The organism is Liquorilactobacillus satsumensis DSM 16230 = JCM 12392 (genome assembly GCF_001435195.1).
Classification (GTDB): domain Bacteria; phylum Bacillota; class Bacilli; order Lactobacillales; family Lactobacillaceae; genus Liquorilactobacillus; species Liquorilactobacillus satsumensis.
Map to the genome: position 1 here is coordinate 4,411 of NZ_AZFQ01000039.1, position 18,167 is coordinate 22,577.

Here is an 18,167-nt window from a genome sequence, read left to right on the forward strand (position 1 = left end):
TTTTATTTACTGAGCATGCAGCTGACAGTTTAAATTGATGATGTGTTATAGCTAAACTTGAATTATACATAATTTTATTATTTAATCCACGGCAGGTAAGCACTGCCTGTTGGCACCTTTGCTGTCCAGCTTCAAATTAAAAATAATTTTTCCCGGGATTGAGTTCAAGCGGTCGTGGATCAACGCTGGTAGAAAAGACAATTTGTGTTTTCGTTTCACCGAAGCGTTGAATATCATTAATAAAATTATCCAAAGACTTAGTTGACTTAAAGTAACAAGTAATAATTTGCGAGTAGCTTCCTGTTACACAGTCGCAAGAAATTACATTACCAACTGACTTGATATAAGGATAAAAAGCTTCTTTATCTGTTGGCGACAAGCGTAAGCTAACATATGCTTTAATAGGAAAACCAAGGACCTTGTAATCAATTGCGGTCTGATAGTTATTGATAATTCCGCGTTCTTCAAGGTGCGATAAACGGGTTGAAACTGCAGGGGCAGAAATAAAACAAATATCAGCCAATTTTTTTAAGGAAATCCGTGCGTCTTTTTGCAAAGTAGATACTATTTTTAAATCAATCTCATCCATGTGAATCCCTCCAAGCTGCTCTACGTAATATAATATAACATAATACTGCTTTTGACACATTTTTCAACCTGTCAGGGGAAAGGAAAGCCCTATTTAATGGAAAGAATCTCCTTAACAGCAGTTTCCATTTCCTGAGGTTCCACAATCTTTTTGGTACGGACAGGTGCCTTAAAAAGACGTGCAATCGTTGGCGGCAAGGGAACCCCAATTCTTTTTTGAAGTGCTTCAACGGCTTCTAAGCCTGGAATGAAAGCATTAGGGTCATGCAAACCAACGAGAACAGCTTGGGCAAACTTGTAAGGACTTGCGGTGGAGACCACTACCGTAAAATGCTGATCCTGTGTAGTCTCCTGGAATACTTTGGCAACACGCGAAGCAACAGCTGTATGTGGATCGAGGGCAACCTGATCACTAGCAAAGAGCCGTGCAATCTCGGCAGCAGTTTTATCTTCACTGGCAAAGTTAGCATAGAACGAGTCTAAGTGTGTACGCATTTGTGTGGTAATGGTGTAGCTTCCCTTTTCTTCAAGCTCTTTCATAAAAGCGGCTGTTTTGGTAGGGTCGGATCCAGTTAGATAAAAAAGCAGCCGTTCTAAATTGCTCGAGATGAGGATATCCATTGAAGGAGAAGAAGTTACATAAAAAGGACGATTTTTGTCATAAAGTCCAGTATTGAAAAATTTGGTTAAAACATTATTTTTGTTAGAAGCACATAATAGCTTATTAAGCGGTAATCCAAGTTGTTTGGCGTAAAAACCAGCTAAGATGTTACCAAAATTTCCAGTTGGAACGCTGAAGTTTATTTTTTCACCGGGCTGGATCTTGCCAGCGTGCAACAATTGACCATACGCATAAAAGTAATAAACAACTTGAGGGAACAGCCGACCAATATTGATGGAATTGGCAGAAGAGAATTGATAGCCATTTTCTGCTAATTCGTGAGTTAACTGAGAATCGTTAAAAAGTTTTTTGACGTTTGTCTGCGCAGCATCAAAATTACCGTTCACCCCGAAAACAAAGGTGTTTTTTCCTTGCTGCGTTAGCATTTGCTGTTCTTGAATATAACTAACACCATGTTTAGGGTAGAAAACGATAATTTTAGTATGCGGCACATCTGCAAAACCAGCCATTGCTGCTTTACCGGTATCTCCGGACGTAGCCGTCAAAATAACGATTTCCTTGCTCCCAGTGTGTTTAGCTGCAGCCGTGGTCATTAAGTGTGGTAAAAGTTGGAGCGCAATGTCTTTAAAAGCAATTGTAGGGCCATGGAAAAGTTCTAGATAACCCTTTCCGTCATAATAAGAAAGCGGGGCGATTTTTGGAGTGTCAAAATTTTTGCCATAAGCAGCTGTAATGCAAGAGCGCAGTTCACTTTCAGTAAAATCATTAAAAAATAGTTTCAAAATGCGATAGGCTAGTTCCTGGTAGCCCAATTGTGGCAGCTCATCCAAGGAAAAATCAACTTTAGGAAGCGCAGTTGGAACGTACAATCCACCATCGGGACTCAGGCCTTGTAAAATTGCCTGCGATGCAGATACCGCTTCTGTGTCTTTGCCGCGGGTGCTACGATAAAGTATTTTCATATGTGATACTCTCTCCTCCTTGACTATTAGCTAACTCTCACTTACAAGAAGAATACCATAAATCAAAAAAACACAACAGTCCTTAAAAAAAGTCGCTGAAGTTGCTGAAATTAACACAAAGATTAGAAAGTCATGCCTTTTTTGCAGTTAATGACCGAAAAATTAGAATTCTATGATAGAATGGTTTCAATAAATAAACTGGAGGAGCTTATATGCAGGCCATAAATATCGGGATTTTAGGGTTGGGAACAGTTGGAAGCGGCGTGTTGCGGTTATTAAGAGATCATCAAAAGAAGATTTCAAGTATTACTGGCCGCCAGCTGGTTGTTAAAAAAGTTGTTGTGCATGATATTGAAAAAAAGAGAAACTTGGATCTTTCTGGGATCACTGTCACTGATGATGTAAACGAGTTGATTAATGATCAGGATATTCAGATCGTAGTTGAAGTAATGGGAACTGTAAAGCTTGCAAAAGATTATATCGAGCGTCTTTTGCGAGCAGGAAAGCATATTATTACTGCAAATAAAGATTTGATTGCGACGCATGGTTCTGAATTGGCAGAACTGGCAGGCGAAAATCACTGTGATCTTTTCTACGAAGCGAGTGTTGCAGGCGGAATTCCCATTTTAAGAACAATCGTAAGTTCCTTTGCAGCTGATCGAATCATTGAAGTCAAAGGGATCGTTAATGGAACCACAAATTACATTCTCACACAAATGAATCAAAATAATTTGCCATTCGAGGCGGCGTTGAAATCTGCACAGCAACTAGGGTTTGCAGAAGCGGATCCTACGAATGATGTAGAGGGAATCGATGCAGCATATAAGATGATTATCCTGACACAATTTGCGTTTGGAATGAATGTAACTCTTGATGATATCAAGATTACGGGAATTCGCGGAATCGACCTTAAAGATATCAAGCAGGCGGCTGAATTGGGTTATAAGATTAAGCTGGTCGGGATTGCAAAGCTAATTGATAAACGGATCAGTGTTTCTGTCGGACCGGTACTGATTCCTGCAGATCAGCCGCTAGCTGCAGTCCAAAACGAAAATAATGCAGTTTTAGTTACCGGCGCAGCCGTTGGTGAGACGATGTTTTATGGACCCGGAGCAGGAGAACTGCCGACTGCTAATAGTGTGCTCAGTGATATTATTGCGGTTACTAAAGATATTGTAATGAAGACTACAGGCAGCAGGTTTAATGAATTTTCGCAAGAAGGCCAATCAGCGCGTGAGCAGGACATTTATTATCCGTACTACATTTCATTAAAGGTTAAGGATCGTCCAGGCCAGATGCTAAAAATTACTAAAATAATGTCTGAAGTAAATGCGAGTTTTCATTTGATTATTCAGAGTGAATTGGATGAAGAAAATGCACGTGTAGTAATGACAACGCATCAGATTTCAGAGCTGCAGCTGCGTGCAATTCTTGCGGGAATTGCCGACTTAGAAGAAATCAGTGTGTTAGCAGCCTATAAAATTTTAGAAAACTAATTAAGAGAGTAGGAAGAACGCGGATGGCTTTGAAGATCAAGGTTCCCGCAACGAGTGCAAACCTTGGACCAGGGTTTGATTCACTTGGAATAGCGGTGGATCGTTATTTGACACTTATAGTAGAAGAAAAAACTTCAAAATGGGAATTAGTTCACCACATGGGCAAAATTTATCATGATGAAAGAAATCTGATTGTCCAGACTGCTTTAAAGTTGGTGCCGACACTGCATCCGTACCGAATTAAAGTCCTTTCAGATATTCCACTGGCACGTGGGCTGGGCAGTAGTTCCTCAGCCATTGTAGCAGGGATTGAATTGGCGGATCAGCTGGCGGGACTGCAGTTAACGACAGCAGAAAAGGTACAGTTTGCTGCGCAAATTGAAGGGCATCCTGATAATGTTGCACCAGCAGTCATGGGCGGCTTGGTTATTTCAACTTATATTGCAGAACAGGCGCTCAGCATTAAAGCTGATTTTCCAGATGTAAGCTTAGTAGCCTATGTGCCAGCTGATCCGCTTTTAACCGTTGAAAGCAGGAAAGTGTTGCCACGCAGGCTGCCGTTTAAAAAAGCTGTTGCTGCCAGTAGCGTTGCTAATGCTTTGACAGCAGCGTTGCTGGCAAAGCAACTGGATAAGGTGAAAGTGCTCTTGGAAAGTGATCAGTTTCATGAAACGTATCGGCGAAAATTAGTACCGCAACTCGCACAGGTGCGCGCGCTAGCACATGAATATCAAACGTATGGAACATACTTGAGTGGTGCGGGTCCAACGGTCATGACACTTGTGGCACATCCAGCTGCCGCTGAATTTGCGCAAGCTTTGAAAGCACATTTTGAAACCGGCGAGGTATTGGCGTTGAAATGTATTTCTCAAGGACCTCAGGTTACAACGCTCCGAACACAGAGTAGGCCGGAAGTATAGGTGGATCTTACAAAATAAAATAAGGAGAGTGTGACATAAGTCGGGAAAATTTGAGTGCTAACTCGAAGTTAGACGGAGAATTTTGACTTATGGAACACATTTATCCGGAATAAAAGAGGGGCTGTGACAAAAGTTAAATTTTGTCACAGCCCCTGCTGTATTTTTAAGGACAATGTTAGTTTAAAGCTTGTTGCGAGTGCTTAGATGAGTACGCAAGTATGTAATTGCATCTTCATTTTTAGATAAGTCAAACTTTCGAGCAAATAGAAAGGGTGAGGCAACATAGTCTTGTGCTTCCTTTAAGGTTACATAGCTGGGATTGTGGTTTTCCCAGCGATAAATACGTAAATTGGCTTGATAGATTCCCTGGGCAGGATAGATGTTTTTTGAGAATTTTGAATTATATAACCAAGTTGCAAGAAAGACTTCATCAGCACAATATGTAAATTTTAAGAAGTGCATGATCGGTTCGAACTGTGTCATTAAATATTGTGCAAAATCATTTGAAATGCTGAACCAATTAGCACCGGACTTAAAGGTCATCTTGGATTTTTTGGTACGGTTGATGCCAAGTGTTTTTTGGAGAAAGCACGAACCAAAGTCAAGATATTTCAGGAGGTTCTTTTTCTTTCCAATGAATTGTTGCAGCAGGTGATACTGCTGAAAACGTAAATAGTAGCGGGTTTTATCATGGTCACGCTGATAATCACTGCATTCAACGAATTCTTGACCTGCATTTTTGGCGAAAAAGGCATGCAGGTAATCTTGATCTTTCAAAGGCAGGTCAAGGCCTGACAAGAGATGATAATAACTGTATTGCCGCGGTGTCGCGGCTTTGAGAAGTTTCATTTCCATCATTGCTTGAGAACTAGCTCCCCAAGTAATTTTTTCTCGGGGTTGAAAATAAAGGGTTGCAAAACTGCAGCACGCGGCGAGTTCTTTTTCAACGAAACCAGTGGCTTTAAGATCCAAATGAAGATAGAGATCATTTCTGGGATCATCTAGTACAGACAGCAGAATTTTAAGTTGCGGAATATTCCCGCTTGCCATAATGAGGTAGGCGTGTTTAGAATTAAGCAAACAATCATCTCCAATTTGAAGTTTTACAGGATTAAGCGGGGTGTGTGAGGCTCCTGGTCTAGTTTAGCAAATTAATGCAGATAATGGAATGCTATTTTTAGGCTGTAAATTGCTAAAATCACGCATTCGTATTATAATACGTCATATGTACAATTTTGTTGGAGGGCTTTTTGAGCGCTCAAAAAAAGTAAATCTTTAATTTAGTAATTGTATTTATATGATAGAGGAGAATAAAATGGCTCATGAAGCTAATAAGCTGGGGGGAAAAAGCGTTTATTTATTCAGTAAGAGAGTACTGGATATTATAATCTCATCGCTTGCTCTGTTGCTAATGCTTCCCTTATTCATAGTGATGCTTATTGTCTATCGCTTTGGCAAAAATAAGGGTCCGTTATTCTACAAGCAAGAGCGCGTGGGAAAGAACGGGAAAAAGTTTTACATTTACAAATTTCGTTCCATGATCGTAGGCGCTGATGAAAAGCTTAAGTGTGATAAGCAGCTATATAAACTCTATGTTGAAAACAGCTATAAATTACCAGCGGAGATGGATCCAAGAATTACCAGGTTAGGAAGACTTTTGCGTAAGTCATCAATTGATGAGTTACCGCAGTTTATTAATATTTTCAAAGGTGAGATGACGCTAATCGGACCGCGCCCAATTATTACAGAAGAATTGAAGGAATATGGGGATCAAGTCAAAAAATTTCTTTCAGTGACGCCGGGTGCGATGGGTTACTGGCAAGCTTCTGGGAGAAGCAACATTGAATATCCTGAAAGGTGCAAGTACGAGTTGTATTATGTGGATCACGCCTCATTTTTGTTTGATATTAAAATCTTGTTCAAGAACATCGTCGCGATTTTTAAGGGTGACGGGGCTTATTGAAAAGGTCGGCTGAAAATAAGTATTATACCAAGAAAGTGGGATCCGATTGAAAGCAGAAGTATATGTTGTTAGTCATAAGAAGGTCAAGTTGCCAGATGAAAAGATCTATATTCCGGTGCAAGTAGGTACTAACCCGGAAAATTTTGCAGGATTTGAACGTGACAATACAGGTGACAATATTGCACAAAAAAATGCAAATTACTGTGAACTGACTGCCCAATATTGGGCTTGGAAGAATCGTCGCGCAGACGTTAAGGGTCTGGTGCACTATCGCCGCTACTTTTCGAATGGCAAAAGGCATTTTTTCAGTTCAACGACGCAAAAGCTTAATGATGTGTTGACAGCTGAAAGACTTGAACAGATTCTAAAGAGCTATGATGCGGTTTTGCCGACAAGGAGGAACTATTATATTGAAAGCTCTTGGTCGCATTATAAGCATGCACACCATATCGAGGGCTTGGCGGCTGCTAGAGATGTGATCAGCGAAAAATTTCCGGATTACCTTCCTGTCTTTGACAAGGTTTTGCATCGGAATAAGGTACATATGTTCAATATGCTGATTACACGTGCAGCTATCTTTGACGACTATACTAAGTGGCTGTTAGCAGTTTTGGCTGAGGTGGAAAACCGGGTCGATATTTCAGAGTATTCTGAATATGAAAAACGGATTTATGGTTTTGTCAGTGAAGTGTTGCTGGATGTCTGGTTTGAGAAAAATCAAATCAGTTTCAAAGAAATGCCGGTAATGTTTATTGGCAGGCAGCATTGGTTCCGAAAAATCACTAAGTTTTTGTTGAGAAAATTTGGTTTGAGTGATAAAGCTTAATAAATGAAGCTTCTGTTTGAGACGTCGTGTCTAGAAACAGGGGCTTTTTAGTTGAATGAATTTGTTAATTATGTAATTTTTACTGTAACATTTTTTTTACAGTATCTGCTCTAAATATTCACATTTGAGTAGTAACTTATTAGATGGCAGGTTCTAGGGAGTACGGAAAGGAGAAGTTGCATGAAAGGCATTATTTTAGCTGGCGGGAGCGGTACACGTCTTTATCCAATTACCAGAGGGATTTCTAAGCAGCTGGTTCCGGTCTATGATAAACCAATGATCTATTATCCACTTTCAACCTTAATGTTGGCAGGAATTCGTGATATTTTGTTAATCACGACTGCACGAGATTGTGCCAGTTTTCAGGCACTTTTAGGGGATGGTTCAGATTTTGGGGTTAATTTAACTTATCTGGTACAACCGAAACCAAACGGATTGGCCGAGGCTTTTATTCTGGGTGAAGACTTTATTGGCGCAGACTCAGTGTGTTTAATTTTGGGAGACAATATTTATTACGGCAGCGGTTTGACACAGCTTTTGGTACAAGCGGCAAACAAACATGACGGCGCAACGATTTTTGGGTATCATGTAAATGACCCGGAGCGATTCGGGGTAGTGACTTTTGACGATAAAATGAAGGCACTTTCTATAGAAGAAAAGCCTACTCATCCCAGAAGTAATTACGCTGTTACCGGACTGTATTTTTATGATAACGATGTGATTGAGATCGCCAAGGGATTGCAACCTTCTGCACGTGGCGAATTAGAAATCACGGACATCAACAACACGTACTTGAAAGAAGGCAAACTTGACGTTCAACTGATGGGGAGAGGGTATGCTTGGCTGGACACGGGAACACACGATGCGCTCTTGCAGGCGGCAAGCTTTATCGCAACGATTCAAAAAAGGCAGAACTTAAAGATTGCTTGTCTTGAGGAATTAGCTTTTCGTAAGGGATATATTTCGCGGGAAAAGCTGGAAAGCTTGGGCCTAGCTATGCGCAAAAATGATTATGGTCAATATCTGTTACGGTTGGCAAAGAAGGGGACGGAATAAAGATGAAAGTCATTGAAACAAAATTGCAAGATGTAAAATTGGTAGAAACAGCAGTTTTTGGAGATCATCGCGGTTTCTTTACTGAAACGTATACTGAAAATAAATTCAAAGAAGCTGGCATTGATTACAACTTCATCCAAGATAATCAATCGTTGTCTGCTGAACCAGGAGTCTTGCGTGGTATGCATTATCAAAAAGCACCTTATGCTCAGACAAAATTGTTACGTGTGCTGACTGGTGTGATCTATGATGTCTTGGTTGATTTGCGCAAGGGCTCACCGACTTATGCTCAATGGGAGGGCTACTTGCTTAGTCAATTTAATCAGCGTCAACTATTGGTACCTCAGGGATTTGCGCATGGTTTTGTAACCCTGACCCCAAATGTCAATGTTGCTTACAAGGTTGATGGATATTATGCACCGCAAGCAGATGCAGGAATTGCCTTTGATGATCCAGACCTAGGAATTGCTTGGCCGATGCCTAAAGAACGACTGATTCTGTCTGATAAAGATAAAAAGCATCCATACTTACGGGATGTAGATCTGAATTTTAATTATCGGGAGGCTAAGTAGGATGAACATTCTTGTAACCGGTGGTGCCGGATTTATTGGAAGCAATTTCATTCACTATTTTTTAGGCAAGTATCAGGATTGTCGGGTAGTTAATCTGGATCTTTTGACTTACGCGGGAAATATTCACAATCTTTCAGATATCGCGGCCGATCAACGTTATACATTTGTCAAAGGCAATATTAACAATCGTGAACTGGTGACACACTTGGTAGAAGAATATCAACTTGATACAATTGTTAATTTTGCTGCTGAAAGCCACGTTGACCGTTCTATCCTGCATCCAAATGTGTTCGTTGAAACAAATGTACAAGGGACATTGAACTTATTGGATGTTGCCAAGCAAAAAGGATTAAAAAAATTTTTACAAGTTTCAACAGATGAAGTCTACGGGTCCTTAGGCGCAACCGGTTATTTTACAGAAAAGACTGCTTTAGCGCCAAATTCGCCCTATTCTGCAAGTAAAGCTGCGGCTGATCTGCTGGTCAGATCCTACTACGAAACATATGGACTTAACGTAAATATTACACGCTGTTCCAATAATTACGGACCGTTTCAATTTCCAGAAAAACTGATTCCATTAATGATTGCGCACGCGTTAGCGGGAAAGAAATTGCCAATCTATGGAGATGGAAAAAATGTGCGCGATTGGTTATATGTAGCGGATCATTGCAGTGCAATCGATCTTGTACTCCAACAGGGCCGCAGTGGTGAAGTATACAATGTCGGTGGGCATAATGAACATTCAAATAACGAGATCGTACATTTGATTATTGACCAGTTAGGTAAGGATGAAAGCCTAATTGAATATGTGCCTGATCGCTTAGGACATGATAGGCGGTACGCCATTGACCCAACAAAGATCGAAACCGAGTTGGGATGGAAACCAGAATACACCTTTGCTCAGGGAATTAAACAAACAATCGACTGGTATCTAAAAGAACAAGACTGGTGGAAACCGCTCGAAAAAAGGGCGGCATTGCATTAGTGGTGATTGGTAATCGGCGGCATCGCTAAAAGTTGAAATGAGCTGAGTAGATAGGATTCTAAGTGTAAGCTCGAACCTCAGGATGTTACCGATTATTATGAATATTCATTTTTAATGACTTGTTATGTTATAGACTGTCTTCAACTACTGTTTAATTAAGGATCGTGATTTTTAAATCCAGTGTAATCCTTTGAAAAATTAGTGGTTGCAGGGTCTGACTGGTGCTAGGAGGAATTCTTTTGACAAAAGTTGCCATTTTACTATCAACCTATAATGGTGAGAAATACTTAGGCGAACAAATTGATTCAATCAAAAAACAAACTTTTTCTGATTGGAAGCTATTTATTAGAGATGATGGTTCTAATGATGGGACAGTTGCACTCATAAAAAAATATGCAGCTGAAGATGCGAGAATTAGGTTTATTAATGAAGAACAGGTAGAAAATGTGGGGGTAACGCGTTCTTTCTTTAGTTTGTTGGAGAATGCACAGGCGGATTACTATATGTTCTGTGATCAAGATGACTTTTGGCTTCCCCAGAAAATTGCTGCCACGCTTGAAAAAATGGAAGAGATGCATGCACGGACTCCACAAAAGCCGCATCTGGTACACACTAACTATAAGGCTGTGGATCGCAAACTTAACCTATTGGGCGAGCTCAATTATGATGAGCAAAAACATGATCTCGCTACGATTGTCTTCTTTAACAATGTGACTGGATGTACAACAATGATTGATGATAACTTGAAAAAGCTTGCGTGTCAGGCAGACTTGAATAAGGTGATGATTCATGATCAGTGGGTTGCATTAATTGCGTCAGCATTAGGTGAAATGTATTATTTTACTGAACCTTTAATGCTTTATCGGCAGCATGAAAATAATCAGATTGGCGGGGTAGACTTCTTTATTGCTTTAAAAAAGGGAATTTTTTCCAAAAACAAATCTGCTGAAAGCAAGCAAGCCCTTAAGAAGGCAGTTAAAATCAAATTGTATGATAAAAGTTGGAAACGTGACTCCCTAGCTGTTACACAAGTAAACCATTTACGCACACTTTTTTACTCACAGATGGATCCTGCTAACAAAAAAGTAATTGACATCATAGCTGATGGTTTGAATGGTAGGATGGCTGCACGCTGGCGGTTAATCAGAAAAGCACTGCCTAAGAAAGAAAAGTTTTTACGCAGGTCTTTAGCGGATCTTTTATTGCTCTTAGGTTAGTTTACACTTTTCAAAAATGGAGGAATGAAATTTTGATGAAGATAGCAGTTGCAGGAACTGGATATGTGGGGCTCTCATTGGCCACGCTGCTCGCCCAGCACAACGAAGTCCGCGCATTAGATATAATTCCAGAAAAAGTAGCGGCGATTAATGAAAGACGTTCACCAATTGTGGACGAATATATTACCAAGTTTTTCACGGAAAAAAAGTTGAATTTAAAGGCCACACTTTCTCCCACAGAAGCATTTACACAGGCGGACTATGTGATCGTTGCGACGCCTACGAATTATGATGAGGAAAAGAACCATTTTGATACTTCAAAAGTTGAGCAGGTAATTGATGAGGTTGTGACAATTGCTCCACAAGCAACGATTGTAGTGAAATCAACTGTTCCAGTCGGATTTACTGAGAAGATTAAACAGCAACAAAAAATTAATCAGATTTTCTTTGCGCCTGAATTTTTACGTGAAGGGAAGGCTTTATATGATAATCTTTATCCTTCGCGTATAATTGTGGGCAGCGACAGTCCACAAGCCGTAAAGTTTGCAGAACTTTTGCAACAAGGAGCGGTTAAAAAGGTGATTCCCACACTGTTTGTAAATAATTCTGAAGCTGAATCTGTCAAACTTTTTTCTAACACGTACCTTGCGATGCGCGTTGCATATTTCAATGAGCTTGATACTTATGCGGAAGTCCATGGCTTGCAAACGCAGCAAATTATTGACGGTGTTAGTCTGGATCCTCGAATCGGTGATTACTATAATAATCCTTCCTTTGGATATGGCGGGTACTGTCTTCCAAAGGATACAAAGCAGTTGTTGGCGAACTTCAAAGATGTTCCTTCCACGATTATTAAGGCGATCGTAGAGGCCAATGATACACGGAAAAAGTATATTGCAGACCATATTGCCAGCTACAAACCGCAGTTGGTGGGTGTCTACCGGCTGACAATGAAGGCAGATTCTGATAATTACCGCCAGTCGTCGATTCAAGATATTATCACAATATTGAGGCAAAAGGGTTTTAAGATTTTAATTTTTGAACCGACTTATAAAGAAGAAAAGTTTGCCGGGTTGCCAGTTACAAGTAATTTGCAGGATTTCAAGGAAAAGTGTGATTTAATTGTAGCAAATCGAATGGAACCTCAGATCAAGGATGTTGCGGCGAAGGTCTATACTAGAGATCTATACTATAAAGACTGAGTTCTTAAAAAAGGAGTGATTGGATGGGCAAACAGACGGTCAGTATCATCATGCCCACCTATAATAGGCAAAAAACAATTATTGCTTCTCTTAAAAGTATTATGGAGCAGACGTATACGGACTGGGAGTTGTTGATTATTGATGATGGCTCAAAAGATCAGACCGAAGCAGTTGTCCAAAGGTTTATTACGGAGCAGGCAATTGCCCAAAAGGTTAGTTATCATAAACTGCTCCAAAATAGCGGTGCTAACCATGCGAGAAATGTTGGAGTTAAGTTGGCGACTGGCAAGTACCTCGCTTTTCAAGACAGCGATGACAAGTGGCTGCCGGACAAGCTTGCAAAACAGGTGGCGATCCTTGAAGAGGAACCGACTGCAGCGATTTGCTTATGTCAAATGGCGACATATGAAAATGACAAGTTAATTGCCAAGACTCCAGTAGATGAATTTTCAGCGGTGGATGTGACGCTCAGCAATTTGCTCCAGATTAATTTTGCAAGTACTCAAACGATTGTGGGTACAAGCAGCTGCTTTAAAAACAATTTATTTGATGAAAGTCTGCCGCGGTTGCAAGATTGGGATTTAATGTTGCGTCTGATCCAAAAATATCCGATTGTGTATTGCCCAGAAGTCTTAATTGAACAGTTCATTTCGGCAGATAGTATTACCAAAAATGTGTCACAAGGTATTCGTGCTTTTTCGCTGATTCTCGATAAATACAGTGAGCTGTATGCCAAGAATAAGTTTGCAAAGTACAACGTTAAGGTTGTACGCGCAGAGTTCAAATTACAACAGGGAAGATCGCTTTTAAAGCTAGCGGAGTTCTACTATAACCGCCTGCTGCGCAAGTTCTATAAGCTGACTTCTCAGTAGAATACGAATAATCACAAGTAAATTAAGCGAGCATCTTATTTTTCAGTTAAGTTATATGAAAAAGGGGGTGCTCTTTTTTAATTATATTTTACTTTTGCAGTTATACTGGTAAAATGTTACTCAGTGGTGGTATGGGAGTTTTAGGATTCTCTGACTTGCCATGTAAACAGGTTTGTTGACTCAAACCGCTACTTATGCAGTTGCTGTATTTATGAGGTGAATGTTAACCTATGAAGATTAATTTTCTATGCTTTGCACTGTCCGGTACAGGCGGAACTGAGACAGTTTTGATAAAAGTACTTAACTTTCTTTGTCAAAAGAATGAAGTTGTTTTATATTTGCCGAATGAACCGCATGAAAAAGCTTGGATGGCTGCACTTGATCGGCGCGTAGTTGTTAAGACATTGGCACGCAGCGGACGGGTTTCCAAGTTACTGTTTTTTCTAAAAGCACTAACGCAGATACACGACAATGATAAGTGTGTGGTATTAGGTGCAAATACGATAAAGCTGGCTTACTGGCTACGCAGAGCCTTGCGGCGGCATTTTGAGATAATTTCATGGATTCATTTTTCACTGCTTAATCAAAAGATGTTTGATCCGCATAATCTATTGTATGCAGATACTCATTGGGCAATCAGCACAGTAATCAAGAATCAACTGCTTGAATTGGGGGTTGCTCCAGAGAAAATCAAGCTGGTCTATAATCCAATCGAACATCAGCAAGTCATTACACAGGATGTTCAAGCAAAGGATACAAGTTTGAATCTGGTCTATGTGGGGCGGATCATTTTTGAAGGGCAAAAAAATATTCGGGAATTATTGACAGCAGTTGCAGAGTATCAAAAGAATAATAAGGTTCGCTTGGATCTTTATGGTACCGGTGCGGATCTCGCTGCGTGTCAAGCTTATGCAGCGCAGCTGGGAATTAGCGCTGCGTTGAAATGGCATGGTTGGGTCAAAGCTCCCTGGAATAATTTAGCAGTTGTTCCGGCGGCAGTTGTTTTGACTTCGAAGTATGAAGGGCTGCCGATGGTTTTATTGGAAGCGGCGGCTAGGGGGATTCCAGCTGTGACTTCACGTTTTGATGGATATGACGATGTTTTGGTAGAAGGTGTCAACGGTTATAGTTATGAGACTGGTAATCTGACAGAGCTGGTGGCTGCTTTTAAGCAATTGAGCCGCAATCAGCTGGAGCCACAGACAGTTGTTTCCAGCATTAACAAATTTTACAGTGAGAATTATTTTGAAAATTTAGAAAGCATTATTGGTGATGGGAGAAAGATTACAAATGAGTAAACTGATAGTGTCTGTCCAAGACAAGGGACATAATACTGCGGGGAGTAAGGCGAAGGATGACATTGTCTACTTTTTGGGGGAGCAGAATTTTGAATCTGTGATACTGGATATTCCAAAGAAAAAAATGGACCGGATTGGCTATTCCTTGACAACCGTTCCTAGAACTTTCAAGCATTTGGAAGCTGAAATAATTGTGTTGCAGTATCCACTCTACTCAAAGTTCTTAACCAAAAAGATCATTGCTTGTATTAGAAAATACACAAATGCACGCTTATTGTTTGTGATTCACGATGTGGAATCATTGCGCTTTTATTGCGATAATCAGGAGTCTGAAAAAAAAGAGTTAAATTTTTTCAACTTAGCGGATGGCTTAATCGTACATAACCATTACATGCGCGCGTGGCTCAAGGAACATGGCGTGACTACTGCGATGGTTGATCTTGAAATCTTTGATTACGATAATCCGCAACAGTTTCAGCCAGCGGTTCCGTATGTTAAATCAGTTTGTTTTGCGGGTAACCTTTATAAGTCAAAATTTTTGGCTAAGTTAACCGGCAAGACCAAGTTTTATGTCTTTGGGCCAAATCCACTACCAGATTTTGCACGAAACGTCGCATACTGTGGGCAATATGCTCCAGATGAGCTGACACAGCATTTGGAACAAAACTTCGGCTTGGTATGGGATGGCTCACAGATTGACAGTTGCGATGGGGTGTTCGGGGAGTATATGAAATACAATAATCCGCACAAGACATCGTTATATTTGAGTTCAGGTATTCCAGTAATCGTGTGGCAACAAGCGGCAGTTGCTGAGTTTGTGGTCAAGCATCGAGTCGGACTAGCAGTTAATAGCTTGGCAGAGCTTGATGAGCTGTTAGATCAGGTGTCACCGAAGCAGTATCTAGAAATGAAGAAGAATGCAGTTTTGATTGGTAAAAAAATGCGTGCCGGCGAGTATATTAAACATGCATTTGCGCAACTTGAGGAAAAAGTTGCAAACCGTGAACAACACTCAAAAATGGAGGTTTAGCAGAATGTCAAAATACTTAGTAGTTGGAGCAGGCCTTTTTGGAGCCACTTTTGCGTATGAAGCAGCTAAAAGAGGTCATCAGGTTGACGTGATTGAAAGACGTAATCACATTGCGGGAAATATCTATACAAAAGAAATTGATGGCATTCAAGTTCATCAGTATGGCGCACATATTTTCCATACCTCCAATCAAAAAATTTGGGATTATGTAAATCATTTTGCAACTTTCAATCGCTATACAAACAGCCCAGTTGCAAATTATCATGGTGAAATTTATAATTTACCGTTCAATATGAATACTTTCAATAAACTCTGGGGTGTCGTTACGCCGCAAGAGGCGCAGGCAAAGATTGAGGAGCAGCGGTCGCTTTTAAATGGCAAGCGGCCTGAAAATCTTGAAGAACAGGCAATTTCGCTAGTTGGAACTGATATTTATGAAAAGTTGATTAAGGGTTATACAGAAAAGCAATGGGGTCATTCAACTAAGGATCTGCCGGCTTTTATTATCCGGCGGCTGCCAGTTAGGTTAACCTATGATAACAATTACTTTAATGACAACTATCAAGGAATTCCAATTGGAGGATATACTCAAATTGTTGAAAAGATGTTGGCGAGTGATGCTATTTCCGTGCAAGTCGGAGTAGACTTCTTTGCCGCAAAGGATGATTATCTTAAAAAATATGATCATATTATCTTTACTGGGATGATTGACGAATATTTTGCGTATTCATTAGGTGAACTTGAGTATCGGAGCTTGAAATTCGAATCAGAAGAACTTGATGTTGATAACTATCAAGGTAATGCAGTTGTTAACTATACTGATGCACAGACACCTTATACACGGATTATCGAACATAAGCACTTCGAATTTGGCAAGGGTGACAAAGGCAAGACGATCATCACACGAGAATATCCTAAAAACTGGCATCGTGGGGATGAACCTTATTATCCAGTTAATAACAAAGAGAACAATGCACTTTACAAACAATATAAGGAATTAGCCGATAAGACAGCTGGAAATGTGATTTTTGGCGGCCGCTTAGGTCAGTATCGCTATTATGATATGGACCAAGTTATTAGTGCGGCTTTAAATGTTGTTAAATCTGAATTTGGTGATTAAATGAAAGTTTTTCGTAATTATTTTTATAATGCCGGTTATCAAGTGCTGGCAATGGTGTTACCGCTGATTACTAGTCCATATATTACACGTGTTCTAGGTAAAAGCGGGGTCGGGATCAACTCGTTTACCAATTCTTTGATTCAGTATTTTGTGTTAATTGGAAGTATTGGAATCGGTCTTTATGGTAACCGCGAGGTAGCTTTTGTGCGCGATGATCGGAAGAAGCTTTCGCAAACCTTTTGGGAAGTAGCAATTCTGAAGATCGTGACGGTTGTACTCGCCTATGGCGCCTTTTTACTTTTCTTACTTTTCTATCATAAGTATCGCAGTTACATGTTGCTGCAGTCGGTTTATATTATTGCTGCGGGGGTCGATATCTCATGGCTCTTTATGGGACTTGAAGATTTTAAAAAGACTGTAATTCGGAATACGTTTGTGAAGGTTTTATCGGTCATTCTGATTTTTACTTTTGTTAAGAGTGCAAGCGATACTGGAACGTATATTTTGATTCTGGGCGGTTCAATCTTATTTGGAAACCTAACCTTATGGCCTTATCTGAGAAAGACTTTGGTGGCAATTGACTGGAGCGAATTGAATATCCTCAGGCATCTAAGACCGGCTGTTATTCTTTTTGTGCCACAGATTGCGATTCAAGTGTATCTAGTACTTAATAAGACAATGCTTGGATTGATGATTGGATCGGATTATTCAGGATTCTTTGATCGTTCTGATAACATTGTTAAACTGATTCTTTCCTTGGCAACGGCCACTGGAACTGTAATGCTGCCACATGTTGCCAATGCTTTTTCTAAGGGTGATAACAAGCGTGTCAAATATTACTTAAGCGAGTCCTTTGACTTTGTGTCTTGTCTGACTGTTCCATTAACGTTTGGGTTGGCGGCCTTAGCGATTAAGTTTGCTCCTTGGTTTTACGGGGCTGAGTTTAAGCCTGTTGGCTATGCAATGATGTTAGAGTCTGCGGTAATTCTACTAATTGGTTGGAGCAATGTTATCGGGCAACAGTATATGCTGCCGACTAATCAGATCAAGAGTTACTCAACCTCAGTTATTATGGGAGCAATTGTTAATATGATCGCCAATGTACCGTTGATCTATCTTCTGGGACTACAAGGGGCAGTTTTAGCGACTGTCTTATCTGAGTTAGCAGTTACATTTTATCAGTTATGGAAGATTCGTAATCAGGTCAATTATCGAGAACTGTTTATAAATCTTCCTAAATATCTGATTGCTGGGGTTGTAATGTTTCTAGTTGTATTTAAGATCAATAGTATCCAGAGATTTTCTGTGGGAACAATGTTGTTGCAGGCGGTGATTGGGGCTGTAATCTATACAGTTGCACTTTTGCTGTTGCGTCCGACAATTCTAAAAAAGATTCGTGTGATTCTTAAAGATTTCAGAGCACGTAAATAAGGTGGGA

The 18,167-nt window shown here is 40.2% G+C and carries 17 protein-coding genes; 14 read left to right on the forward strand and 3 right to left on the reverse strand.

Features of this window, described 5'->3' with window-relative positions; translation table 11 throughout:
- Positions 1-136: 136 nt before the first annotated feature.
- The gene (locus FD50_RS06415) at positions 137-589 is read right to left on the reverse strand and encodes an Lrp/AsnC family transcriptional regulator (protein WP_056960862.1); all 453 of its coding nucleotides are present in this window, start codon (positions 587-589) and stop codon (positions 137-139) included.
- Between the two features lie 89 nt (positions 590-678).
- The gene (gene thrC / locus FD50_RS06420) at positions 679-2,172 is read right to left on the reverse strand and encodes a threonine synthase (RefSeq protein WP_056960863.1); all 1,494 of its coding nucleotides are present in this window, start codon (positions 2,170-2,172) and stop codon (positions 679-681) included.
- 212 nt (positions 2,173-2,384) lie between these two features.
- On the opposite strand from thrC, the gene FD50_RS06425 reads away from it, so the two are divergent.
- Both FD50_RS06425 and thrB read left to right on the forward strand, forming a co-directional pair.
- Entirely contained in the window at positions 2,385-3,668 is a 1,284-nt protein-coding gene (locus FD50_RS06425) for a homoserine dehydrogenase (RefSeq protein WP_056960864.1), read from the forward strand.
- A gap of 29 nt (positions 3,669-3,697) precedes the next feature.
- Positions 3,698-4,588 (forward strand): homoserine kinase, encoded by an 891-nt coding sequence (gene thrB / locus FD50_RS06430; RefSeq protein WP_054755696.1) that lies wholly within the window; start codon positions 3,698-3,700, stop codon positions 4,586-4,588.
- 180 nt (positions 4,589-4,768) lie between these two features.
- Here the strand turns inward: thrB and FD50_RS06435 are convergent, their stop codons facing one another.
- Positions 4,769-5,668 carry a beta-1,6-N-acetylglucosaminyltransferase gene (locus FD50_RS06435; protein WP_056960865.1) on the reverse strand — a complete coding sequence of 300 codons (900 nt, stop codon included), beginning with the start codon at positions 5,666-5,668 and terminating at the stop codon, positions 4,769-4,771.
- A 235-nt stretch (positions 5,669-5,903) separates the two neighbouring features.
- Here FD50_RS06435 and FD50_RS06440 point away from each other — a divergent pair, with 235 nt between their 5' ends.
- From FD50_RS06440 to FD50_RS06495, 12 genes are all read left to right on the forward strand, one after another.
- Positions 5,904-6,551, forward strand: coding sequence for a sugar transferase (locus FD50_RS06440; protein WP_156653509.1), 648 nt, complete (start codon positions 5,904-5,906; stop codon positions 6,549-6,551).
- Between the two features lie 46 nt (positions 6,552-6,597).
- On the forward strand, positions 6,598-7,377 hold the full coding sequence (locus tag FD50_RS06445; protein WP_082610456.1) for a DUF4422 domain-containing protein: 780 nt from the start codon (positions 6,598-6,600) through the stop codon (positions 7,375-7,377).
- 180 nt (positions 7,378-7,557) lie between these two features.
- A complete protein-coding gene (rfbA, locus tag FD50_RS06450) occupies positions 7,558-8,433 on the forward strand; it encodes a glucose-1-phosphate thymidylyltransferase RfbA (protein WP_056960866.1) in 876 nt (291 codons plus the stop codon).
- Complete coding sequence (gene rfbC, locus FD50_RS06455) at positions 8,430-9,005, forward strand: dTDP-4-dehydrorhamnose 3,5-epimerase (protein WP_187328405.1); 576 nt, start codon at positions 8,430-8,432, stop codon at positions 9,003-9,005. Before rfbA ends, rfbC begins: the two co-directional genes overlap by 4 nt.
- 1 nt (position 9,006) lies before the next feature.
- Positions 9,007-9,990, forward strand: a complete 984-nt coding sequence (gene rfbB / locus FD50_RS06460; RefSeq protein ID WP_054755647.1) for a dTDP-glucose 4,6-dehydratase — start codon at positions 9,007-9,009, stop codon at positions 9,988-9,990.
- A 239-nt stretch (positions 9,991-10,229) separates the two neighbouring features.
- Positions 10,230-11,207 carry a glycosyltransferase family 2 protein gene (locus FD50_RS06465; protein WP_056960868.1) on the forward strand — a complete coding sequence of 326 codons (978 nt, stop codon included), beginning with the start codon at positions 10,230-10,232 and terminating at the stop codon, positions 11,205-11,207.
- Between the two features lie 35 nt (positions 11,208-11,242).
- Positions 11,243-12,409, forward strand: a complete 1,167-nt coding sequence (locus FD50_RS06470) for a nucleotide sugar dehydrogenase (RefSeq protein WP_054755653.1) — start codon at positions 11,243-11,245, stop codon at positions 12,407-12,409.
- Positions 12,410-12,432: 23 nt separating this feature from the next.
- Positions 12,433-13,281: a glycosyltransferase family 2 protein gene (locus FD50_RS06475; RefSeq protein ID WP_054755654.1), complete on the forward strand. Its 849-nt coding sequence runs from the start codon at positions 12,433-12,435 to the stop codon at positions 13,279-13,281.
- A 230-nt stretch (positions 13,282-13,511) separates the two neighbouring features.
- The gene (locus FD50_RS06480; RefSeq protein WP_056960869.1) at positions 13,512-14,579 is read left to right on the forward strand and encodes a glycosyltransferase; all 1,068 of its coding nucleotides are present in this window, start codon (positions 13,512-13,514) and stop codon (positions 14,577-14,579) included.
- Positions 14,572-15,609 (forward strand): sugar transferase, encoded by a 1,038-nt coding sequence (locus FD50_RS06485; RefSeq protein ID WP_056960870.1) that lies wholly within the window; start codon positions 14,572-14,574, stop codon positions 15,607-15,609. The genes FD50_RS06480 and FD50_RS06485 overlap by 8 nt, the downstream gene beginning before the upstream one ends.
- Before the next feature lie 4 nt (positions 15,610-15,613).
- Complete coding sequence (gene glf, locus FD50_RS06490; RefSeq protein WP_056960871.1) at positions 15,614-16,729, forward strand: UDP-galactopyranose mutase; 1,116 nt, start codon at positions 15,614-15,616, stop codon at positions 16,727-16,729.
- Complete coding sequence (locus tag FD50_RS06495) at positions 16,730-18,160, forward strand: oligosaccharide flippase family protein (protein WP_056960872.1); 1,431 nt, start codon at positions 16,730-16,732, stop codon at positions 18,158-18,160.
- Positions 18,161-18,167: the final 7 nt, after the last annotated feature.